Here is a 21,155-nt window from a genome sequence, read left to right on the forward strand (position 1 = left end):
CCGGAAGCGCCCGGCGCCCGCAACAGCGCGGTTGAAAGCAAGGATTGAAAAAAAGGGTTGAAAACAGCGGCTGACCACAGCCGAGCCGGGCGCGGTCACCATCGGCCCGGGCTTGACTGCCTATCCGGGGCTGCCTGTCCCGGGCTGCTTGTCCCAGGTGAATGGTACTGAACCGCTTGGCTTTGGCGGCAAAAAATCATAGGATGACCAATCATCCGATGAATACACGAGAATTGACGCCATGACCCACCCGCGCCGCCACCGATCTTCCCGGGTCGATGAAGTCATCGAACACCTTCAAGCCGCTCTGGAACAGGGTCGCTGGGCGGTGGGCGAGCGCCTGCCGGTAGAAGCCGAGCTGGCCGCCACGTTTGATGTCAGCCGCAATACCGTGCGCGAAGCCGTGCGCGTGCTTTGCCATACCGGCGTGCTGGAAACCCGCCAGGGCGCGGGCACCTTTGTGCGCGCCCTGCGCGGCGCCGGCGATACGCTTCGCGCGGTGGAACGCGCCCGGCTGCGCGATCAGCTGGAAGTCCGCCAGACGCTGGAAGCCGACGCCGCGCGCCTGGCCGCCATGCGCCGCAGCGACGACGACCTGCGAACCATGCACGAGGCGCTGCAAGCCCGGGAAGACGCCGGCGACGACGTTGCCGCACGCATCCGCCACGACGAGCGCTTTCATCTGGCGGTGGTGGACGCCGCGCATAACCCGGCGCTGACAACGCTATACCTGTATTTTGCCCACTCGGTTATCGACACCATCGAGCAAACCGAACGCAGCCGGCACCTCCCCGAGCCGTCCCACGCCGAGCACGCTGCCCTGCTGGATGCCGTTGACCGTGGCGATGCCGATGCTGCCGAACGCACCGCCCGCGCCATGCTGGCCCCCAGCCTTGAGGCACTTAACACAACTGCCTGACCCCATCCCGGAGACAGCGGGTCCACATAAACGGCCCGACACAAGGAGCTCCCATGCGTCCACGCCTCGACCCCTTTACGCTGATACTGCTGGCCACCATTGCGCTGGCGTCGTTTTTCCCCGCTCGGCCGCCTCTTGCCGGCTGGCTGGACCATGCCGGCGTTTTCGCCGTGGCCATGCTGTTTTTTCTTCACGGCGCTGCCCTCTCCCGGGACGAAGTGCTCAACGGCGCCATGCACTGGCGGCTCCATCTCGTCATCGTGACGCTGACGTTTATTGTCTTTCCGCTGCTGGTGCTGCCCGTCACGCTGCTGGCGCCGGCGCTGATCCCCGACGATCTGGCAGTAGGCTTTTTATACCTGGGCGTGCTGCCCTCGGCAGTCTCGTCGTCGATTGCCTTTACCGCCATGGCACGCGGCAACGTGCCGGCAGCCATCTGCAGCGCGGCGGCCTCCAACGTCTTCGGCATGATGCTCACGCCGTTTTTGCTGATTCTGCTGGTCAGCTCATCCGGCGGCAGTTTCGCGGTGGGCGAGGCGCTGCGGGACATTATCCTGCAGCTGCTGTTGCCCTTTGCCGCCGGTCAGGCCCTGCGCCCCCTGATCGGCGGCCTGCTCTACCGCTACAAGTCGCTGACCGGCCGCTACGATCAGGGTGTGATCCTGCTGATCGTCTATACCGCCTTCTCGCAATCGGTAGTTGGCGGGCTCTGGGAAAAGCTGCCGCTGCTGGCGATCTTCGCCGCCATTGCGCTGTGCGGGCTGTTGCTGGCGGTGGTAATCACGCTGGCGCGCCTGGTCTCGCGGCGCTTCGGCTTCAGCCTCGCGGACGAGGCCGCCGTGGTGTTCTGCGGCTCGAAGAAAAGCCTCGCCTCCGGACTGCCCATGGCCAAGGTGCTGTTTGCCGGCAACCCAGGATTCGGCATGATCGTGCTGCCGATCATGTGCTACAACCAGATCCAGATTCTGGTCGGCGCCGTCATCGCTCGCCGCTACGTGTCGGGTCCCGTGTGATTAACAACCCGCTTGGTAAATAACTCAGGTCGCTTGGCCTGCCACTCCTTCATCGCCGCAATCGGTGATTGATGATGCAGTGCCTTCTGCGAGATGTGGTGATTGTACAGCCAAGCGTAGCGTTTGAGCGTCTGCTCCAGATCCTCGCCTGAGGTATAGCGCCGGGTGGCCAGCACGTCGCTGATGCGGCCGTTGAACCGTTCTACCATACCGTTCGTCTGCGGCCTTCCCGGCTTGATCAGGCGATGGTCGATACCATGGGCCTGGCACTCCAGATCGAAGGGATGGCGGCCGCTGGGCCTGCGCTCACCTGCCCGCGTGAAGCGATCGGTGAACGACTTGCCGTTGTCAGTCAGCACCGTCTGGATCGTGAAGGGCGCCTTTTCCTCCACACACTTCATGAACGCCTTGGCATCCCTGGCGGACTGGCTGCGCCTGACTTCCAGATAGACCCAACGTGTGGCACGGTCGATGGCAACATATAGGTAGCGCTTTTGCTCCTCGTCGGGCATCTGGGGCAGGTGCTTGATATCGACATGCACATACCCAGGCTCGTAGTCCTTGAAGGGCTTGTGCCGAGGCTTGCCATCATCTCCGGCATCCTGACGGGCCAGTTCCGCGAGTGTCGGCACCTCACGGCGCTTAAGCATGCGATGCAAGCCGGAGCGTGACAACCGAGGATTCAGAAACTCACGTGCCACGACGAGCAAGTCATCCAGACCGAGGCGCAGGAACTCGCGAGCGGCGATCAGCACTTCCTCCTGCTCGGACGTGAGCGTAGCCAGCAGGTTATGGCGTGTATGGGACCGATCATGAACATCGTCGCGGTACCGCCAACGGCGTATCGTCGAATCACCAACACCGTACTGGCGCGCCAACTCGCTATCGCTGATGCTGGCGGGCGCTGCCTGGATGTCAGCACGGATCTTTGGTGTGGTGGTGGCCTGCTTATGCAGCTTGATGTCCATGTCTCTGCTCCCGGATGAACTGCTGTAGAAGCTCTCTTGCTATCAGCAGAGGGTAACTTCTATCACTCATTTGATCATCAGGGACCCTACAGCTACGAAAGCCGGATTCAGGCGGAACGGCAGGCCCCGGCGGAGGCTGCATCGCACGGCGAGTAGTCGGTCGCGCCCGGCAGCACGTCTGGTCGTTGCCATGCCGGCCGTGTAGGATATTGATTGATCGTTCAATGAATATCTTCAAGAGGCTTAGCGTATGACGCCGCATCGTCGACTTATTCCCGCTGTATTACCTTCCATAGCACTGCCTTCCACATCACTGCCTTCCACGTCACTGCGCGCCACGCTGACTCGCTCGGCGCTGGCCTGCCTGATGGTCGCCGGCATGGCCGCACCCGTGCTGGCCGCGTCGCCGGCACTCGAGCAGCAGCACGACGACCTGGCGGAGTTTCAGGTCATCGCCCACCGCGGTGCCAGCGGCCATGCGCCGGAAAGCACGCTTGACGCCTTTAGCCTGGCGCAGGACCAGGGCGCGGACTACCTGGAAATGGACGCCCAGCTGACCGCCGACGGCAAGCTGGTGGTTTTCCACGATGACGATATCGAGCGCACCAGCGACGGCAGCGGTGCGATCAACGACCATACGCTGGCCGAGCTGAAGGCGCTGGACGTGGGCAGCTGGTTCAACGAAGCCCATCCGCAACGCGCCGATACGGCGTTTGCCGGCGCCCGTATGGCAACGCTGGAAGAGGTGTTTGACGCCTTCGGCTACGACGCCCGCTACTACATCGAAGTGAAGTCGCCCGAGCTGAACCCCGGGCTTGAAGAGGCCCTGCTGGCCAAACTCAAGGAATACGAGATGATCCAGTCCGGGCGCGTGCTGGTGCAGTCGTTCAACCGGTCAAGCCTGCTTGAGCTGCACCAACAGAGCCCTGCGCTGCCGCTGGTGCAGCTGCTGTGGTACTACCCGGATGACGAAAGCGAGGAAGAAGACGGCCGGCTTGAGGAGTGGACCGGCGTGACACCGGGGCCGAACCGCATCGAAGACGCCGACTTTGAGGCGATTGCCGACTACGCCGTCGCCATCGGGACCAACGTCCGCTACGACGGCAAGGCGGTCATCGATGCCGATTTTGTGCACCAGGCGCAGGATAACGACCTGCGCGTACACGTTTATACCGCCAACGACCACGACGACATGCAGCAGCTGCTGGACTGGGGCGTTGACGGCATATTCACCAACCATCCCGACCGTCTGATCGAGCTGACGCGCTAACCCCGCGCGGCCGGGAGCCGGTACCTCAGGCGGCGCCCTTGAGCGTCGCCATATCGATAACAAAGCGGTAGCGCACGTCGCCCTTTTCCATGCGCGCGTAGGCCTCGTTGATGTTGTGGATATCGAGCATTTCCACGTCGCAGGTAATCCCTTGCTCGGCGCAGAAATCCAGCAGCTCCTGGGTTTCGGCAATACCGCCGATCAGCGAGCCGGCAACGGCGCGGCGTTTGCCGATCAGGCGAGCGCCGTGAATCGTCGGCTCAATGGGTTCGATCAACCCCACCAGAATATGCGTGCCGTTGTACTTGAGGGCATCCAGGTAGGGGTTGATGTCGTGGGCCACGGGCACGGTGTCCAGCATGAAATCAAAGGTGCCGGCCACGGTTTCCATCTGCGCCTCGTCGGAGGACACCACGACATGGTGCGCACCGTTGCGCTTGGCCTCTGCCACCTTGGCTTCGGAGCGGGTAAACAGCGTCACCTCGGCGCCCAGCGCTCGGGCAAGCTTCACACCCATGTGCCCCAGGCCGCCCATGCCGATAACGCCGACCCGGTGGCGCTTGCCCACGCCGTGATGGCGCAGCGGCGAATAGGTGGTAATACCCGCGCACAGCAGCGGAGCGGCCGAGGCCGGATCGATGCCCTGGGGCATCCTGAGGACAAAATCTTCCCGGGTGACAATCGCACCGGAATAGCCGCCCTGGGTCATGGTGCCGTCGTGGCGATCATCGCTGCCATAGGTCATGGTCGTGCCGTTGAGGCAATACTGTTCTTCGCCGTTGTAGCAGGCCTTGCATTCGCCGCAGGCGTCTACCATGCAGCCGACACCGACCATGTCACCGGCAGTAAAGCGCGTCACATCGCTGCCCGTTGCCGTCACCCGGCCGACGATTTCATGCCCCGGCACCAGCGGATAACGGGTGAATCCCCAGTCGTTGCGGGCCAGATGCAGATCGCTGTGGCAAACCCCACAGTATAGAATCTCGATGGCCACATCGTCGTCGCGCAGCTCGCGGCGCTGGAGGTTCAGCGGCGCCAGCGGCGTATCCTCGGTGTGGGCGGCGTAGGCTTTTACCTGACTCATGGCGCAATACTCCTGAAACTAAAATGCTCTTGAAAACAAAACGCTCTTGAGAAAGTACAGCCGCACGGCTGGCGTGCGTCAACGCGTGCAATTCTGACACTCGGCTGCCAAGCTGTACACGACTGAACTTTGAATTATACAAATCTTCACTTTGATAAGGGATCCTGCATGGCACACCAACCCATTATCGACCGTCCGAGCAAAAGCCTCTGGCCGCGCCGGCTGGCCTGGGCGAGCGTCATTCTGCTGCTCGCTGCCGGGCTGTTGCTGGCCGTGGCAGGCCCGGCCTACCGCACCGAGCTGGTGGAGCTGGGAAACGCCTTCAGCCTGCTGCGCTACGCCACCTACACCGCCCTGGCGGCGGCGGCAGTGGGGCTGATAACGCTGATCGCCGGGGTATTTAGGCGCCGCTTCGTCCCGGCACTCGCCGCCGCGCTGGTGATTGCCGCCGCGGCGGCCATGATGTACGTGCCCTGGCAGCACTGGCAGCGCGCCCAGGCGGTGCCCGCGATTCACGACATCACCACCGACACGGACGACCCGCCGGCCTTCGAGGCCGTGGCCGACGCCCGCGACGATGCGCCCAACGAGGTGGACTACCCTGGCAACAGCACGGCCAGGCAGCAGCGTGAAGCCTACCCGGAAATCCAGCCGCTAACGCTCTCGGCGCCGGTCAAAACCGTTCTTGCTGCGGCACGAGCAGAAATGCAGGCCGCCGGCTGGGATTTGGCCGAGGTCGACACTCGGCGCCTTGAAGCCACGGCGACCACGCGCTGGTTCGGCTTCAAGGACGACGTTGTAGTGCGCCTGCGCGACGAAGATGGCATGACCCGGGTGGATATGCGCTCGGCCTCGCGGCTGGGCAAAAGCGACGTGGGCACCAACGCCGCTCGGGTACATGCGTTTTTGACGTCGCTGAAAGCGCGTCTCGACCAGGGCTAATCAGGCCATGACGTCGGCCACGCCGCGCTCACCGTCCAGCAGAGTGAACTCGGCGTTGGCCAGCGCCTTTTGCTGCACCGTATGCAGCAGCGCCACGGCCACGTTGTCGCGGGAAATACGGTTCTCGCCGGCTTCCTCCACGCTGGCCGCAAAGCGCTCGCTGGCCGGTTCATCGACCAGGCGGCCGGGCTTGAGGATAGCGTGGGGCACCGTGGCCTGACGCAGGTGAGCGTCGGCGGCGTATTTGGCCGCCATGTAGGGGCGCAGCTTTTCCGGCGCGGCCATGGGGTCTTCGGCACGGATGGCACTGACCATGATAAAGCGCTCAACCCCCTTTTCGGCGGCGATATCCACGGCGCGCATGGCACCGTAAAGATCGATCAGCAGCGTTTTTTCCGGCCCGGTATGCGGGCCGGAACCGGCGGTAAACAGCACCTCGTCGCAGCCGTCAAACGCATGGGTGAAATCACCTTCGAGATCCGCCACCACGGTATCGATACCGCGCTCGGCAAACCATTCAGCCTGCTCTTCCCGGCGCACCATCGCCTTGACCGGCTCGCCGGCCCGGCGAGCACGCTCGCAGAACTGCCTGCCGATCTGGCCGTTGGCTCCGATTACCAGCGTTGTCATACTTTCTCCTGCCTCTGTGGCCTCTGTGTTTTACTGCCTGCACGGTTTTTTAACTGCGCATCTTTTTAACTGCGCATCGCCAACTGCGAATGGCGAACCGCAGCTGGCGAACCGCGGCCTATGGCGAGCGGTGAATCCAGCGGATACGCCAGCGATTCGCCGTTACAGGCAGTGAATGCGGCTAGTTGTCCGGCTTTTCAACCGGACGTTTCTTCCGACGGCCTGTTACAGTGGCCGCTTAAGGCTTTATCAGGAATGGATCGAGGTATCGTGCTGCAGATATCCAACAACGTGACCCTGGCCGATTGGGAAATCGACATCGAGCAGGTGCGCGCCCAGGGGCCCGGCGGGCAGAACGTCAACAAGGTGGCGTCCGCCGTGCACCTGCGCTTTGATATTCACCGCTCGACGCTGCCGCCCTTTTACAAGGAGCGCCTTCTGGCTCTGTCCGATCAGCGCATTACCCGGGACGGCGTGATCATCATCAAGGCGCAGAAAAACCGCACGCTGGAGCTCAACAAGGCGGATGCACTTTCGCGGCTCAAGGCGCTGATCAAAAGCGCGGCTGCGGTACAGAAAAAGCGCCGCCCGACACGCCCCAGCCGCAATGCCAAACGCAAGCGGCTGGATAACAAGACCCGCAAGGGCAAAACCAAGGCGCTGCGCGGCAAGGTCAACCTGTCCCAGTGATAGAGTCACCGCCAACCACCGGGCCGGACGCCGGGGAGGCCGAATGTATCTCGACTATTTTGATCCGCCCGGGCATTCGCCGCTGGGACGCCTGACGCTTGTTGCCAGCGACGAAGGCCTGACCCGGGTGGAATTTTCCCGGGGGCTGCTGGGCACCCGGCGCGCGCACCCGCTGCTGGAACGCTGCCGAACACAGCTGGCCGAATACTTTGCCGGCACGCGCCAGGCCTTTGACCTGCCGCTGGCCCCGGCCGGCACGACGTTTCAACAAACGGTATGGAAGGCGCTCGGGGATATTCCCTTTGGCGAAACCCGGGGCTACGGCGACATCGCCGCGCAGCTGGGCAAGCCGACGGCGGCTCGGGCTATCGGCATGGCCAGCGGCAGGAATCCCCTGGCGATTATTGTGCCCTGCCACCGCGTTATTGGCGCCAACGGCCGGCTGACCGGCTATGCCGGCGGCCTCGAGCGCAAGCAGTGGCTACTCGCTCACGAAAGCGGAGAGCCATCAGATAAAAACGCCAAGGGAGGTATGGAAGAGGTATAAAACGACGACAGGAGCGTCATGAATGAACGATAAAACGGCACGACTGCGGGCCCCGAAAGCACGGCAGGGACCATCGCGGCTTGTGCCCGGCAGCAGGTTGTTTTGCCCGCGTGACTTTTATGCTCGCTGCGGTTGATTTTTCGATATAGCTATAACTAATATGTGATATCGGTTGGCCCTGGAGTACAGGCGTGCTGCACGGCCGGCAAGCATTCGGAATGTGGATCCAAGGAATACCCAATGCCCTACAGTGAAGCCAGGGAACACACTCAAGGCCGCCTGCACGAGCTGTTCAGCGACCCCTACCTCGCGTTTGATAACGATAGCCAGGAACGGCTGTTACACCTGCGCGTCATGCTCTACGTCTTTGTCCTGCGTCCCATGGAGCGCGGCCTGCTCACGCTCCGGGTACTGCACGGCTGGGAAAACGGCGGCTGCGAGGCGTCCGACCTGCTCGGCACCGAATATACGCTGAAAAACTTCGACGACCTGGAAAAGGCCGTTGCCGACTTTACCGGGGAACGCCGCGTGCCGTCGCGCCACCTTTTTCACAAGCCGCTGACCAAAGCCATTGCTTCCGCTCGCGCCAGGGGCGTCGAACTGGACGACGATATCGAGAACCTGCCCGCCCGCTGGCCCGCGTTTGACGCCGGGCTCATGCTTTATACCCTGTTCAAGATGTGCCATCGGCTGGTCTACGGCGAGGACGATTTCTACCGCAGCAGCGAATGCCGGACCGAAAACGGCCTGCGCGAGCTCCACGAGTTTCATCTGGAAGAGGGCGAGTTTGCCTTTCTGGTGCCGCGGGGTCAGGCGTTCATGCAGGAGCCGACCGTCATGGTGCTACACGAAAGCCAGCTTGAGCCGGTACACCGCATGCTTGTCGAAAGCCGGCCGCTTTTCAGCAGCATATAGCGCTCCGGCCGGCACCGAGGCCGGGGCGCGTCAGCCGCCTTCCCAGGCGGCCTTGAGGCGATAGAACTCTTCGACGATGGCATCCATCGCCGCGGCGTCGTAGTCGCAGATGCCGCTGACCACGAGCTTTTTCGAGCCCACTCCCAGCGGCTCGCCGGCGGAGCTGATGGCAAACTCCAGCAGCGCGTCGGCACGCTTGCCCTGCACTTCCAGCGAGGAACGCGATAGCGCCAGATCGGGCGCCAGGCCGTCCAGCCGTTCCAGAGTGAAGCCCATGCTGTGATAGATCACCAGCGGACGCTTGGGATTGAACATCACGTCGTGGGCTTCCATCAGCGGTTTCAGATAGTGCGGGAAGTTTTTCCCCGAAAACGCCACATAGCAGCGGGTAAAGGCATCCACCACGTCGCGGTCGAACGTCGTGTCGCCGCTGCGTACCACTTCCAGATAGCACTTGCCCGCGGCATCGGTAACGTGAATGTCGCCGCTCACCGCCCGGGAAAACGTCAGCGGGGTATCGGCACCCACCATGCTGAGAAAATAGAACTCCATGTGCCGGGACAGCCCGAAACGTTCCAGCACCAGCGCAAACAGCAGATCGCCCGGCACACAGAAGCGCCGCGCATCGGGGTTGTGGATCGGATTGTAGTCACCGGCTACGCCCTTGGCGAAACGGCTGGCCTGCTCGGCGGAAATGACAATGTCATCGCCGCGCTGTGTATAAAAATCCTGGAACATGGCGTTGCTGCCTGGCGTAGTGATCGGTTGGCGATCAAGTCGTGATCAAAAAAGTCTGCCGCACGAGGGCATGGCGGTGCCCGGTGGCAATGTACCATGCCGCAGCGTCGTGCCGCGTTGCCATTGTCAGCCGGCGCGCGACTCCGGCTGCGCATCATGCCATAAAAGGCCGGTGGCGGCAGGCATTTTCGCGGGCTTTTTCGGCGTTTGAGGAGAAGGCAAGGGACAGCCGGGCGAACACCCGGCGGGACGCTAGCGGCGTTTGCGCGCGCGGTAAATCATCCGCACTCGTTGTTTGGCCTTTTGGGCCACGGCCCTGTCGTCCTCGACCGGCCGGGGCGGAATCGTCACCCAGGCGAACACCGGCAGCGCCAGCCCCCAGTAAATCGCCGCCAGCCGCAGCCCCAGGGTGGCCGTCAACGAGGCGCCGATGGTGATCATCAGCGGCACATCCAGCGTATACAGCAGCACGTATACCACTCCACCGGAGAACGCCGCCGTGGCATAGATCTCCTCGCGCAGCACCATGGGCACCCGCCGCGCCAGCACATCACGGATCATGCCGCCGGCCACCCCGGTCATCATGCCCATCAGCGTGGCAACCTCACCGGCGTGCCCCAGCTGCAGCGCCTTGTGCGTGCCCAGGGCGGTAAATATCGCCAGCCCGAAGGCATCGGCGACCGGCATGAATCCGCGCGACAGGCGATGAATATAGTGAAACCCCAGCAGCGAAAGCCCCACCGTGACGACGATTACCCACAGATAGGTGGGATCGCTCACCCAGAATACCGGACGCACGCCCAGCACCAGGTCGCGCAGCGTGCCGCCACCGATGCCGGTAACCGCTGCCAGCACCAGCATGCCCACCGGATCCATGCGTTTGCGGCAGGCCAGTACCACGCCGGATAGCGCAAAGACGATAACGCCGGCCATATCCAGCCAGTACACCAGTTGGCTCAATTGCGTGTCTCCGTCGAAGGCGGCCTGTCAGGCGCCGCGCTGAAAGGGATAAATGGCGCCCAGCTGCAGGATGCCGGTCAGCTCGTCCAGAGCCGCCAGCGACTCGTCCACCAGCAGCGGATCGGCCAGGTCCTCAGGCGCCAGACGGTCGCGATAGTGGCGCCCGACCCAGCCGACAAGCGCGTCATGGAGGGCGTCATCCATCAGCACCCGGCCACCCAACGCCGCGCGCTCGGCCTCGCCGAGGGCGACCCGCAATCGTAGACAGGCGGGGCCACCGCCGTTTTGCATGCTTTGCTTGACGTCCTTGACCCGAACCTCGCCGATGGGATTGTGCCCGGCGAGTATCAGATCCTGGAGGGTACGCCAGACGGCCTCGTTGTGCTCACATTCACCCGGTACTACCAGCGTCATGCTGCCGTCGGGGTTGGACAGCAGCTGGGAGTTGAACAGATAGGTGGCGACGGCGTCGTCGAGGCTCACCGCTTCCGCCGGCACGCGAACCGGGATCAGCGGCTCGGGCATTTTTTCCCGCAGCGCGGCCAGGGTGGCGTCTTCATCGGCAAAGGCCCATTCGTGATACAGCAGTACCGGGCCGTTGCCCACGGCGATCACATCGTTGTGAAACACGCCGGCATCAATGGCCTCGGGGTGCTGGCGGGCCAACACCGTCTGCGCCTCGCCGAGACCGTGCTGGCGGGCGATGGCCTCGCTGGCCTCGCGGGTTTGCCGAGCGGTAAAACGGCGGGGGCCGGGCGCCTGACCCAGCGCCTCGCGGCCGTAGACATACAGGTGCACCCCCGGCGCGCCATGCTCGGCACACAGCCGCGTATGGTTGGCCGCGCCCTCATCGGCGAAAGCCGGCGTGGCCGGCAGCGGCGCATGGTGAGCAAAACGTTCTGCATCCGCAAAGATGGCCTGGAGTATACGCCCGGTCGTCACCGGCTCCAGACAGCGGTGCAGGCCGGACTGCAGGTTGGCCGGGGTCAGGTGTACCCGGCCGTCCGGCGCATCCACACTCGGAGTTACCGTGGCGGCGTTGGCGGTCCACATGCTCGAGGCCGAACAGGCCGCGCGCAACAGCGCCGGCGCCTGGCGGTCCGCCTGCGACAGCACTTCGCCGACGCTGCCGGTAAAGCCCAGCCGGCGCAGAAAGCCCAGGTCCGGGCGCTGCTGGGGCGGCAGAACGCCCTGAGCGTAGCCGGCACGGCTGAGATCGCGCATCTTTTCCAGCCCCTGAAGCGCGGCTTCCCGGGGATGGGACACCCGCCCGGCATGGCGCCGGGAGGCGACGTTACCCGCCGCCAGGCCAGCATAGTTATGGGTCGGCCCCACCAGGCCGTCAAAGTTGACTTCCACCACGCCGGTCATAGCGTCACTCCGGGCGGCAGCTGGTCGGGCAGCGCCAGCGTATCGGTTTCCATGGAAGCCACCGGGTAGGCGCAGTAGTCCGCGGCGTAGTAGGCGCTGGGACGATGGTTACCGCTATCGCCCACGCCGCCAAAGGGCGCGTCGCCCGCCGCGCCGGTTGTCTGTCGGTTCCAGTTGACGATCCCGGCGCGAATGCGCAGGAGAAAGTCGTCCCAGTCGGCCTGGTCACCGCCGATCAGCCCGGCGGAAAGGCCGTAGCGGGTATCATTGGCCAGCTCGATGGCCTGGTCCCAGTCGGCGTAGCGCCGCACGGTCAACAGCGGGCCAAAGTGCTCCTCGTCGGGAACGTCGAGCCCGGTGACGTCGATCAGCGCCGGCGTCAGCAGGCTGGTGCCCTCTTCCAGCCGACGCATGCGGTGCAGCACGGTGCCGCCCTGCTCTTCCAGCGTCTGCTGGACGTTGAGCAGCTCGTCCGCCGCGGCCACGCTGGCCAGGCCGGCATAAAATGGAGGATTGTCCTCGTCAAACGGCTGGGCCACGCGCAGCTGGTGCATGCCCTCTGCCAGCGCTTCCAGCAGGCGGTCGCCCACGGCACCTTCGGGCACCAGCAGGCGCCGGGCGCAGGTACAGCGCTGACCGCCGGACGCCAGTGCCGACTGCAGAATAGTGAGTACCGCCGCCCGCTGGTCGGGCACATCCCGAACCACCAGGGGGTTATTACCGCCCAGCTCCAGCGCCAGAATCTTGTCGGGCTGGTCGGCGAACTGACGATGCAGCATACCGCCGACCCTGGCGCTGCCGGTAAACAGCAGCCCGTCGATGCCCGGATCGCCGGCCAGCGCCTGGCCGACCGGTACGCCGCCCTGCACCAGGTTGATCAGCCCGTCGGGCAGCCCGGCTTCCTGCCAGCACTGCAGCGTCAGGTCGGCGGTGAGCGGCGCCTGCTCACTGGGCTTGAACACCACGGCGTTACCCGCCAGCAGCGCCGGGACGATATGCCCGTTGGGCAAATGGCCGGGGAAGTTGTACGGCCCGAATACCGCCATGACGCCGTGAGGGCGATGGCGCAGCACGGCGCGAGCGTCACCCACGGGTTTTTCGCGCTCGCCGGTGCGCTCGGCGTGCGCCTGGAGCGACAGCCCCACCTTGCCGATCATCGCCCCGACCTCGGTACGCGCTTCCCAAAGCGGCTTGCCGGTTTCTCCGGCAATGGCCACCGCCAGATCTTCGCGGCGGGTCTCGAGGACCTCGGCAAAACGCTCGACCAGCGCCTGACGCTCGGCAAAGGGCGTGCGCGCCCAGCCGGCAAAGGCGTTGCGCGCGGCCTTGACAGCCGCCGCTACCTGGGACGCGTCGGCGGCCGGGCCCTGCCACAGCGTACGACCGGCAACGCCGTCGTGCTTGACCATGACCGGCGCGCCGCCGTCCCGCCATTGACCGTTGATCCATTGCTGTTGCGTTGCGTGCATATGCGTCTCCCTTGGCCGTGGGTTGGCTGGGTGGGTTGGCTTGTCAGGTTGCCGTCAGGTTTCCAGCAGGCGCAGGGTATCGCCTGCGGTGACGTTCAGACGGCGGGCTTCGGCGGGGGTCAGCACCACCCGGTCCGCTTCCGGCGCGCGGCCGATCCAGGCGGCGGTAAACCCCTGCATACGGGTCGTGGCCGCCAGCCAGCGGCTGACGCTTTCCTCCGGGGCGGCGTCATCCACTGCCACGGGGTAGCAGCACGAATTGCGCACCGCGCGCACGTCGTCAATATAGGCTTCGACCGTGGGCCCGCCGTCAAAAATGTCGATGTAGCCTTCCCAGCGCAGCCCTTCTTTCCTGAGCATTTCCAGCGCCGGGCGGGTATGGCGATGCACCTGGCCGATGCAGTCGCGGGCCGCTTCGGGCATGAAGGTGGTGTAAATCGGAAACTTGGGCATCAGTTCGCCAATAAAGCTCTTTTGCCCCAGCCCGGTCAGGCGGTCCGCCTCGTCAAAATCCATGGGGAAGAAGTGGCGCCCCAGACTTTCCCAGAACGGGCTGCGGCTGTTGTCGTCGAACAGGCCGCGCATTTCCGCCAGCACCTTGTCGGGGAAACGATCGCGAAAATCGGCGATAAACAGCCAGCGTGCCTTGGACAGCAGCGCACCGCTACGCAGATGGCGGTTGGCTTCGCCGCGATATTCCGGCCGCACAAACAGCGAGCAGACTTCGGCATCGCCGGTGTGATCCGAGCTCAGGAACAGCGTATCGATGGTGTGGTGCAGATCCAGCTGGACCGACGAGTGCGCCAGCGATCCCAGCCGGTAGTGATAAAACGGCACGTCGTGACCGACCTGGCCTTCAATCGCGCAGCAGCCGGCCAGCTCGCCGTTGTCCTCGTCTTCCAGAACGAAAAAATACAGCCGGTCATCGCGGGCCGTGCGCTCCTCGAAGGCGTTGACGGCGCTCTCGATCTTGCCGGCAAGAAACTCGCGGTTGTCCGGCAGCGAGGTGAAGCCCACGCCGGCCTGCTGCGCAAGCGCCTGGAGCCCGTCGAGGTCGTTGCGGGCAATGGGTCGGATGCGCATTACATTTCTCCTTCGTCCAGGGCGTCTTCGGCGGCGGGCAGTCCCAGCGGGGCAGCCAGCACGGCGCGGCCCTTTTCCACACCCAGCTGTTCGGCGTGCTCGTCGGTGAGCATCAGCTGGCCGGTGGGCGACAGCGCGTATTGCGCGATCACGCAGCGAAAGCCCTCGCGATGCTGGTTGGCGATCAATGCCGGCTCGGCGTCGGGCAGCGCGTGCTGTGGGCGAATACGCACCGGGTGCCAGGCGGCGCCGCGCACCGTGGCCAGGCGGCTGCGTTCGGCCTTGACCACCGGACCGCCATCAAAAATATCCACATGGCGCGAGCGCACAAAGCCCTCGGCGAGCATTTCGCTCAGCGCCCGCTCGTGACCCGGATGTTCGCGGCCGATGGCCGCCCGCGCCGCCGGCGTCAGCAGCGGCAGATACAGCGGAAACTGCGGCATGACCTCGGCAATAAAGCTTTTCGAGCGCACCCCGGCAATGTGGTTCATCTCCTGGTAGCTGCGGGCAAAAAAGTGACGCCCGATGCTCTCCCAGAACGGCGACACCCCGTCGTCGTCCAGGTAGCCGGGGAACGCCACCGCCAGCACATCGGAAAAACGCTCGGGGTACTGCGCCACAAACATCAGCCGGGCCCGGCGCAGCAGGCTTTCCACGCTGGTGCCACGATACTGTGGGGCGATCGACATGGCGCACAGCAGTGAGGCTTCCGACACCTCGTGGGACAGCGCCAGGGTCTGCACCTCGCGCCGTACGTTAAGCTGCTGGGAGGCGTGGATCAGGGTTTCCTGACGGTAGGTATAGTAGGCCTCGCTGGCGCCGGCGCGGGCACGCACGGTCGCCGTCCCCAGCACGGCGCCATCCGCGGTCTCGGCTTCGGTATCCACCAGCACGAAGGTGTAATGCTCGTCGCCGGGGAAATCCACCTTGCCGGCAAACGACGCCCGGGAGTGCGCAACGCGCTCCTCCAGGCGCTCGCGGTGCGCCGGCAGGTTGGTCAGCCGCGGCGTGGCATGGCCGGCCAGAGCTTCCAGCGCGGGCAGATCCGCCGGCTCGACGGGTCGGATGATCAGCATGGCTGGCTCCTTGGGGTTTAGCCTTTGGCGACCAGGCGTTCGATGGCACGCTCAAGCCGCGCCATGCCGTCGTCGATATCGGCCTCGGGCATCACCAGCGACGGCGCCAGGCGCAGCACATCGGGCCCCGCCACCAGCGCCATGGCGCCTTCTTCGATCGCCAGCGGCAGAATTTCCTTGGCGCGACCGGCGTAGGCCTCGGTCATCTGCGCGCCCATCAGCAGGCCCAGGCCGCGAATATCGCTGAATACCGCATGTTTTTCGTTAATGCGCTCCAGATGCCCGCGCAGACGATCATGGCGCCGCTTGACGCCTTCGAGCACCTCCGGCGTATCGATAAACTCGAGCGCCGCCAGCGCCACCGCCGAAGCCAGCGGGTTGCCGCCGTAGGTCGAGCCGTGAGTACCCACCTTGAGCGACTGGCCCACGGCCTCGGTGGCGAGCATGGCGCCCACGGGGAAGCCGCCACCCAGCGCCTTGGCGCTTGTCAGGATATCCGGCGTGACGCCGTAGTGCTGGTAGGCGTACAACTCGCCGGTACGACCCACGCCGGTCTGCACCTCGTCGAATACCAGCAGCGCGTTGTGCTCATCGCACAGCTGACGCAGCCCCTGCAAAAACGCCGGCTCGGCCGGAATCAGACCGCCCTCGCCCTGCATGGGCTCGACCACGATTGCGCAGGTATCGTCGCCCATCAGCCGGCGCACGCTGTCCAGGTCGTTGTAGTCGGCGTGGAGAATGCCGCCGGGCACCGGACCGAATCCCTGCGAGTACTTGGGCTGACCGCCGACGCTGACGGTGAAAAAGGTCCGCCCGTGAAAGGACCTGGTGAACGAGATGATCTTGTCCTTGTGCTCACCGTGGTGGTCCGCCGCGTAGCGCCGCGCCAGCTTGAACGCCGCCTCGTTGGCCTCGCCGCCCGAGGAGCACAGGAACACCCTGTCGGCGAAGGTGCGCTCGACCAGGCTTTTGGCCAGCTTGAGCGCCGGCTCGTTGGTGAAGACGTTGGACAGGTGCCAGAGCGTCTCGCCCTGGGACTTGAGCGCATCCACCAGCACCGGATGGCAGTGCCCCAGAGCATTGACCGCGATGCCGCCGGCAAAGTCGATATACTCATGCCCGTCCTGATCCCAGAGGCGGCTGCCTTCACCGCGTACGGGAATCACCGGCTGGGGCGCATAGTTGGGCGCCATGTAGTAGTCAAAATCCTGCCGCGTCGGGGTCGTGCTCATGGAAATCTCTCCGCTTGCTGCGTGGGGAATAGCGTTCATTATACGGACGCCGGGGGCGCCGCACTTTCAGTAATGTGACGTCGGGTTATGAAATCGGGGGCCTGCGGCTTGATCGCCGCGCAGGGGGCAAAAACATCAACGTCGGCAACAGAGCCGTCGCGTCTCAGACCAGCCGCTCTTCCCGGGGGGCCATGCCGAAGTGATTGCGATAGGCGGTGGAAAAGTGGGCGCCCGAGGAAAAGCCGGTCGCCAGGGCAATATCGCCGACCGCGCGATCGCTTTCGCGCAACAGGCGGCGGGCCTGCTGCAGGCGCAGATTGAGGTAGTAGCGGCTGGGCACCGCCTGGAGGTGCTTTTTGAACAGGCGCTCCAGCTGGCGGCGTGAAACGCCCAGATGCTCGGCCAGTTCCAGGGTGGAAAGCGGCTCCTCGACGTTGGCCTGCATCAGCGCCACGGCGTCGAGCAGGCTTTGCGGCGCGTGATTCAGCGGGTTGCGAGCCGGGGTATAGGCCGAGGGGTGGGCAGATACCCGGGACGAGCTGCTGCCCCCCTGACCTGGCTCTCCGGCGCCCTCACCGTTGGCGAGATACGCCGCGACCTGCCCGGCCAGCTCGGCGCCATGCTGGCGGCCGATCAGCATCAGCATCATGTCCAGCGCCGCGGTGCCGGCGCCGCAGGTCAGCCGGTCGCGGTCGAGCTCGTAACGCTGACGCGACAGCGCCACCCGGGGGTAGGCCTGGGCAAACGCCTCGAAACGCGGCCAGGGCAATGTGGCGTGATAGCCCTCCAACAGGCCGCAGCGCGCCAGCACCTCTGTCCCCCCGGCGATGCCGCCCAGCAATACCCGACGGCTGTCCAGGCGCCGCAGCCAGTCGTTGAGCGTCGGCGGCAGGGGGTAGGACAGCGGCGTCGGCGCGCACACCAGCAGCATATCCATATCGCCGGGCGGCACTTCCATCCCGCCCGGCACGCCCAGTTCCAGCTGGCCGGCACTGCGCACCGCGCCGGTATCCAGCCCAAGGGTATGTGTCATATACAGCATGCGCCCGCTGAGCTGGTTGGCCATGTGCAGCGGCTCAAGCGCGCCGGCATGGGCCAGCAGGGAAAAACCCGGCAGCAGCAGAAACCCGACCCGGCGCCGGCCATCCCCCGCGGCGCCGGTATGCCATGTTGTCATCAGAATTTGCGCGGGATACCCGGCACTTTCAGTGCCGGGAGGGATAGCGCGTCGCCCGCAGGGCGACCTGGATTACGCCACTGCCTGTCCCGCTCCTCCCTTGTGGTTGATGGATGGTGTGAGGTGGTAGCCGTAGCCATCACCGCGTTGAATCAGGGTGCAATGCTGGTGCGAAATGCCCTGCACTGCCCCCTGTGGCGTCTGGATGTTGAAGCGGCCGGTTTTGCGCACCGCCACACGCCCGGTATGCGTGCCGGCTTTCCTGCCGGCGGGGACGATGGCCTTGACCCTATCGCCGGTCTGAAAACCGTGTACCTGTTTTTGCCGCATCAGGTAGCCACGCGGAAAACCGTGCCGGGTCAGCCGCGTGCGCTGATAGCTCCCGCGTCCGGTGGCCTTGATCATCAGCGTTGGCACCGGCCAGTCGTGCAGTGCCTCCACCGCGCCAACACAGGCGGCATCCAGAGCGTGGGTCTTGGGGATGCCGAGCCGCTGGCGGTTGTATTTGGTGCGACCACCGCTGGCCACCGTTACCGACAAGCCGGTGGCCTTGAGTGCAGTGAACAGCGCCCAGCGGGTCGCATTGACCGCGCTGGCATCGCGTAGCGGCTGCTTGAACTGGCGCTGTACGCGCTCCAGCCGCCCGCTCGCCGACAGACCATTGGCTTTGAGGCGCTTCTTCAAGCCCTTGTCGTGGGCAAGGAAGTCGCCAAGCGGTTGGTTGCCTTTGGCCTGATTACAATCGTGACACGCCAGAGCCAGATTGCTGACGCGGTTGGAACCGCCCCGGCTGCGTGGCTCGACATGCTCGATTTCCAGCGGCGTCTCGGTGGCGCCGCAGTAGGCACATGCCCGCCCCCATTTCTCCAGCAGGTACTCGCGCACCTCGTAACCGAGCAGCGTGCCTTGCTGGTACTCGACGCCGCCGATCTCCGGGTTGTCGAGCTTTTGCGTATCAAAGCGCACCAGCTCCTGATCCAGTGCGGTGATCGGTGCAAGCCTGCGCAGCCGCTCCACCCAGGCCGTGACGGTATCGACCCGGTGCTGAAGGCTGGGCGCCAGCCAGCCCTTCGGCCTGGTGCGATTATCAAAGCGCGGGGCGCGGTAGCGCAGATTGGCCGAACGGCGACGGCGGCGGAACGCGGCGCGCTGTTCCAGCGCCTTCTTGATCTGAAAACCGCGATGCAAAAGCTCGAACAGGCACAGCACATGGCGCTGCCGACCGTCCGATTCACGCATCAGCGCCAGCCCCGTGGCCTTGCTGCCGGGATCAATGCCCAGACGAAGCGCCTGCGTGTCGCCGCCCACCCGATCCCTGAGCCGGATCGTGAACGGGTAGCGTTTATGCACCACGGCGCGACCGCGTTCCAGCAGCAACCGAGCACGCTTTTCGCTGCACGGCATCAACGGCTGCTTGTGTTTGTCCGATACGAAAACCGCCATGCGATTTTCTCCCGTGTTAATGCCCTTACGGGCCTTGTGTCGCGGATCGTTCGATCCGTCTCCCCTCGGGAATGTCGATAACCGGCTCCTGCCTGGTGGCAGCGGTCGGAACCGTCGGCGTTTTACCTTGCGCCAGCATGATCCCGACCTTTCAGAGCCACGGACTGAGGAAGCATCCGTGGGTGAGTCCTGACGACCTGTTATCAACGTAGCGGACTGGCGACCGCTTTCCCTGGTCAACCCGGCTTGTGGTTACAAGCCTCTCCCTTCAGGGAGAGGTAGTTGACCGACCTTACAGGCTGACCACGTCAAAAGAGGCCACGGGGCTGACATCGGCGTCGTAGTCGACGTCGTCGCGCTCGAAGCCGAACAGCTTGAGGAAGTCGTGCTTGTAGCCGGCGTAGTCAGTGATCTCGTAGAGGTTATCGGTATTGACCTCCGGCCACAGCGCCTTGCACCGCTCCTGGACGTCGTCGCGCAGCTCACGGTCATCCACCCGCAGGCGGCCCTGGTCGTCGGTGTCCACGGCGCCATCGGCATACAGGCGCTCGCTGAACAGCCGGTTGAGCTGGTCGACAGGGTCTTCGTGCAGCCCCTCTTCCTTCATGATGCGATACACCATGGCGATGTAGAGCGGCATCACCGGAATCGCGGCGCTGGCCTGGGTGACCACCGACTTGAGCACCGCGACGTTGGCGCTGCCGCCGTTCTGCCCCAGGCGCTTGTCGATCTCGCCGGCGGCGCGGTCCAGGTCTTCCTTGGCCTTGCCCAGGGCGCCGTGCCAATAAATCGGCCAGGTAATTTCGGTGCCGATATAGCTGAAGGCCACACTTTTCGCGCCTTTGGCCAGCACCCCGGCCTCGTCCAGCGCCTGGATCCACAGCTCCCAGTCTTCGCCACCCATGACATCCACGGTGTCGTCGATTTCCTGCTGTGTTGCCGGTTCGACTTCGGCTTCCGTGACCACGTCCTTGTTGGTATCAATGGCGGTGGCCCGATAGGTATCGCCGATGGGCTTGAGCACCGAACGCTTCACCTCGCCGCTGTCGGGCAGCTTGCGTACCGGCGAAGCCAGCGAATACACCACCAGATCGACTTCGCCCAGGTCCTGCTTGATCAGCTCGATGGCTTTTTCCCGAGCCTCGTGGGAAAAGGCATCGCCGTTGATGGACTTGCTGTACAGACCTTCTTCAGAGGCGAAACGGTCAAACGCCGCCGAGTTGTACCAGCCCGCCGTGCCCGGACGCTTTTCGGTACCCGGCTTTTCAAAAAACACGCCCAGGGTATCGGCGCCGTAGCCAAAGGCGGCGGTAATCCGCGCTGCCAGGCCATAGCCGCTGGACGCGCCGATCACCAGCACCTTTTTCGGCCCCCGGCTTTTGTCCAGCCCCCGGGCGCGGGTCGCCTCGATTTGCTCGCGTACGTTCTGCTCGCAGCCCTGCGGATGCGTCGTGGTGCAGATAAATCCGCGTACCTTGGGTTTGATAATCACGTAAAACCTCGCTGTATGGATCTCAATCGGCCCAGCATCTCAATGGGCCCGTCATTTCAATCGGCTTCCGCGTGCCGCCGCCGGGATATTCTAACGCCCCGAGCGGCCGGGTGTCCGCTTTTCGCCGGCCACAACC

Annotated in this window: 20 protein-coding genes; 7 read left to right on the forward strand and 13 right to left on the reverse strand. The window is 64.5% G+C overall.

The genetic code is table 11. The features are described from left to right. Positions 1–241 precede the first annotated feature (241 nt). The gene (locus C793_RS0110570; RefSeq protein WP_017430914.1) at positions 242–919 is read left to right on the forward strand and encodes a FadR/GntR family transcriptional regulator; all 678 of its coding nucleotides are present in this window, start codon (positions 242–244) and stop codon (positions 917–919) included. Between the two features lie 53 nt (positions 920–972). After that, positions 973–1,932 carry a bile acid:sodium symporter family protein gene (locus C793_RS0110575; RefSeq protein ID WP_017430915.1) on the forward strand — a complete coding sequence of 320 codons (960 nt, stop codon included), beginning with the start codon at positions 973–975 and terminating at the stop codon, positions 1,930–1,932. On the opposite strand, the gene C793_RS0110580 is transcribed toward C793_RS0110575, so the two are convergent. Next, entirely contained in the window at positions 1,911–2,900 is a 990-nt protein-coding gene (locus tag C793_RS0110580; protein ID WP_017429113.1) for an IS481 family transposase, read from the reverse strand. The genes C793_RS0110575 and C793_RS0110580 overlap by 22 nt on opposite strands. A 367-nt stretch (positions 2,901–3,267) precedes the next feature. Here C793_RS0110580 and C793_RS0110585 point away from each other — a divergent pair, with 367 nt between their 5' ends. Continuing rightward, a complete protein-coding gene (locus C793_RS0110585) occupies positions 3,268–4,170 on the forward strand; it encodes a glycerophosphodiester phosphodiesterase family protein (RefSeq protein ID WP_017430916.1) in 903 nt (300 codons plus the stop codon). A 25-nt stretch (positions 4,171–4,195) separates the two neighbouring features. Here C793_RS0110585 and C793_RS0110590 read toward each other — a convergent pair whose 3' ends face one another. Then, positions 4,196–5,254, reverse strand: coding sequence for an NAD(P)-dependent alcohol dehydrogenase (locus tag C793_RS0110590; protein WP_017430917.1), 1,059 nt, complete (start codon positions 5,252–5,254; stop codon positions 4,196–4,198). 168 nt (positions 5,255–5,422) lie between these two features. On the opposite strand from C793_RS0110590, the gene C793_RS0110595 reads away from it, so the two are divergent. Beyond that, the gene (locus C793_RS0110595; RefSeq protein ID WP_017430918.1) at positions 5,423–6,196 is read left to right on the forward strand and encodes a DUF1499 domain-containing protein; all 774 of its coding nucleotides are present in this window, start codon (positions 5,423–5,425) and stop codon (positions 6,194–6,196) included. On the opposite strand, the gene C793_RS0110600 is transcribed toward C793_RS0110595, so the two are convergent. Continuing rightward, positions 6,197–6,826 (reverse strand): SDR family oxidoreductase, encoded by a 630-nt coding sequence (locus tag C793_RS0110600; protein WP_017430919.1) that lies wholly within the window; start codon positions 6,824–6,826, stop codon positions 6,197–6,199. Between the two features lie 270 nt (positions 6,827–7,096). Between C793_RS0110600 and arfB the strand changes: the two genes are divergently transcribed. From arfB to C793_RS0110615, 3 genes are all read left to right on the forward strand, one after another. Beyond that, positions 7,097–7,516 carry an alternative ribosome rescue aminoacyl-tRNA hydrolase ArfB gene (gene arfB / locus C793_RS0110605; protein ID WP_026106242.1) on the forward strand — a complete coding sequence of 140 codons (420 nt, stop codon included), beginning with the start codon at positions 7,097–7,099 and terminating at the stop codon, positions 7,514–7,516. A 43-nt stretch (positions 7,517–7,559) separates the two neighbouring features. Beyond that, positions 7,560–8,063, forward strand: a complete 504-nt coding sequence (locus C793_RS0110610; protein WP_017430921.1) for a methylated-DNA--[protein]-cysteine S-methyltransferase — start codon at positions 7,560–7,562, stop codon at positions 8,061–8,063. 240 nt (positions 8,064–8,303) lie between these two features. Then, positions 8,304–8,978 carry a hypothetical protein gene (locus C793_RS0110615; RefSeq protein WP_017430922.1) on the forward strand — a complete coding sequence of 225 codons (675 nt, stop codon included), beginning with the start codon at positions 8,304–8,306 and terminating at the stop codon, positions 8,976–8,978. A gap of 30 nt (positions 8,979–9,008) precedes the next feature. On the opposite strand, the gene C793_RS0110620 is transcribed toward C793_RS0110615, so the two are convergent. From C793_RS0110620 to fabV, 10 genes are all read right to left on the reverse strand, one after another. Further along, positions 9,009–9,716, reverse strand: a complete 708-nt coding sequence (locus tag C793_RS0110620) for a DUF3581 family protein (RefSeq protein WP_017430923.1) — start codon at positions 9,714–9,716, stop codon at positions 9,009–9,011. Positions 9,717–9,968: 252 nt separating this feature from the next. Beyond that, positions 9,969–10,676, reverse strand: coding sequence for a trimeric intracellular cation channel family protein (locus tag C793_RS13890; RefSeq protein ID WP_017430924.1), 708 nt, complete (start codon positions 10,674–10,676; stop codon positions 9,969–9,971). A 27-nt stretch (positions 10,677–10,703) separates the two neighbouring features. Beyond that, complete coding sequence (astB, locus tag C793_RS0110630) at positions 10,704–12,047, reverse strand: N-succinylarginine dihydrolase (RefSeq protein ID WP_017430925.1); 1,344 nt, start codon at positions 12,045–12,047, stop codon at positions 10,704–10,706. Next, a complete protein-coding gene (astD, locus tag C793_RS0110635) occupies positions 12,044–13,516 on the reverse strand; it encodes a succinylglutamate-semialdehyde dehydrogenase (RefSeq protein ID WP_017430926.1) in 1,473 nt (490 codons plus the stop codon). The genes astB and astD overlap by 4 nt, the downstream gene beginning before the upstream one ends. Before the next feature lie 54 nt (positions 13,517–13,570). Beyond that, positions 13,571–14,599, reverse strand: a complete 1,029-nt coding sequence (gene astA, locus C793_RS0110640) for an arginine N-succinyltransferase (RefSeq protein WP_017430927.1) — start codon at positions 14,597–14,599, stop codon at positions 13,571–13,573. After that, positions 14,599–15,675 carry an arginine N-succinyltransferase gene (locus C793_RS0110645; RefSeq protein WP_017430928.1) on the reverse strand — a complete coding sequence of 359 codons (1,077 nt, stop codon included), beginning with the start codon at positions 15,673–15,675 and terminating at the stop codon, positions 14,599–14,601. The genes astA and C793_RS0110645 overlap by 1 nt, the downstream gene beginning before the upstream one ends. 17 nt (positions 15,676–15,692) lie before the next feature. Further along, complete coding sequence (locus C793_RS0110650; RefSeq protein WP_017430929.1) at positions 15,693–16,907, reverse strand: aspartate aminotransferase family protein; 1,215 nt, start codon at positions 16,905–16,907, stop codon at positions 15,693–15,695. 163 nt (positions 16,908–17,070) lie between these two features. After that, a complete protein-coding gene (locus C793_RS0110655) occupies positions 17,071–18,084 on the reverse strand; it encodes a GlxA family transcriptional regulator (protein ID WP_017430930.1) in 1,014 nt (337 codons plus the stop codon). A 72-nt stretch (positions 18,085–18,156) separates the two neighbouring features. Beyond that, a complete protein-coding gene (gene iscB, locus C793_RS0110660; RefSeq protein WP_017430931.1) occupies positions 18,157–19,527 on the reverse strand; it encodes an RNA-guided endonuclease IscB in 1,371 nt (456 codons plus the stop codon). Positions 19,528–19,819: 292 nt separating this feature from the next. Continuing rightward, entirely contained in the window at positions 19,820–21,019 is a 1,200-nt protein-coding gene (gene fabV, locus C793_RS0110665; RefSeq protein ID WP_017430932.1) for an enoyl-ACP reductase FabV, read from the reverse strand. Between the last annotated feature and the right edge of the window lie 136 nt (positions 21,020–21,155).

The organism is Vreelandella jeotgali Hwa, from assembly GCF_000334215.1.
Lineage (GTDB): Bacteria > Pseudomonadota > Gammaproteobacteria > Pseudomonadales > Halomonadaceae > Vreelandella > Vreelandella jeotgali.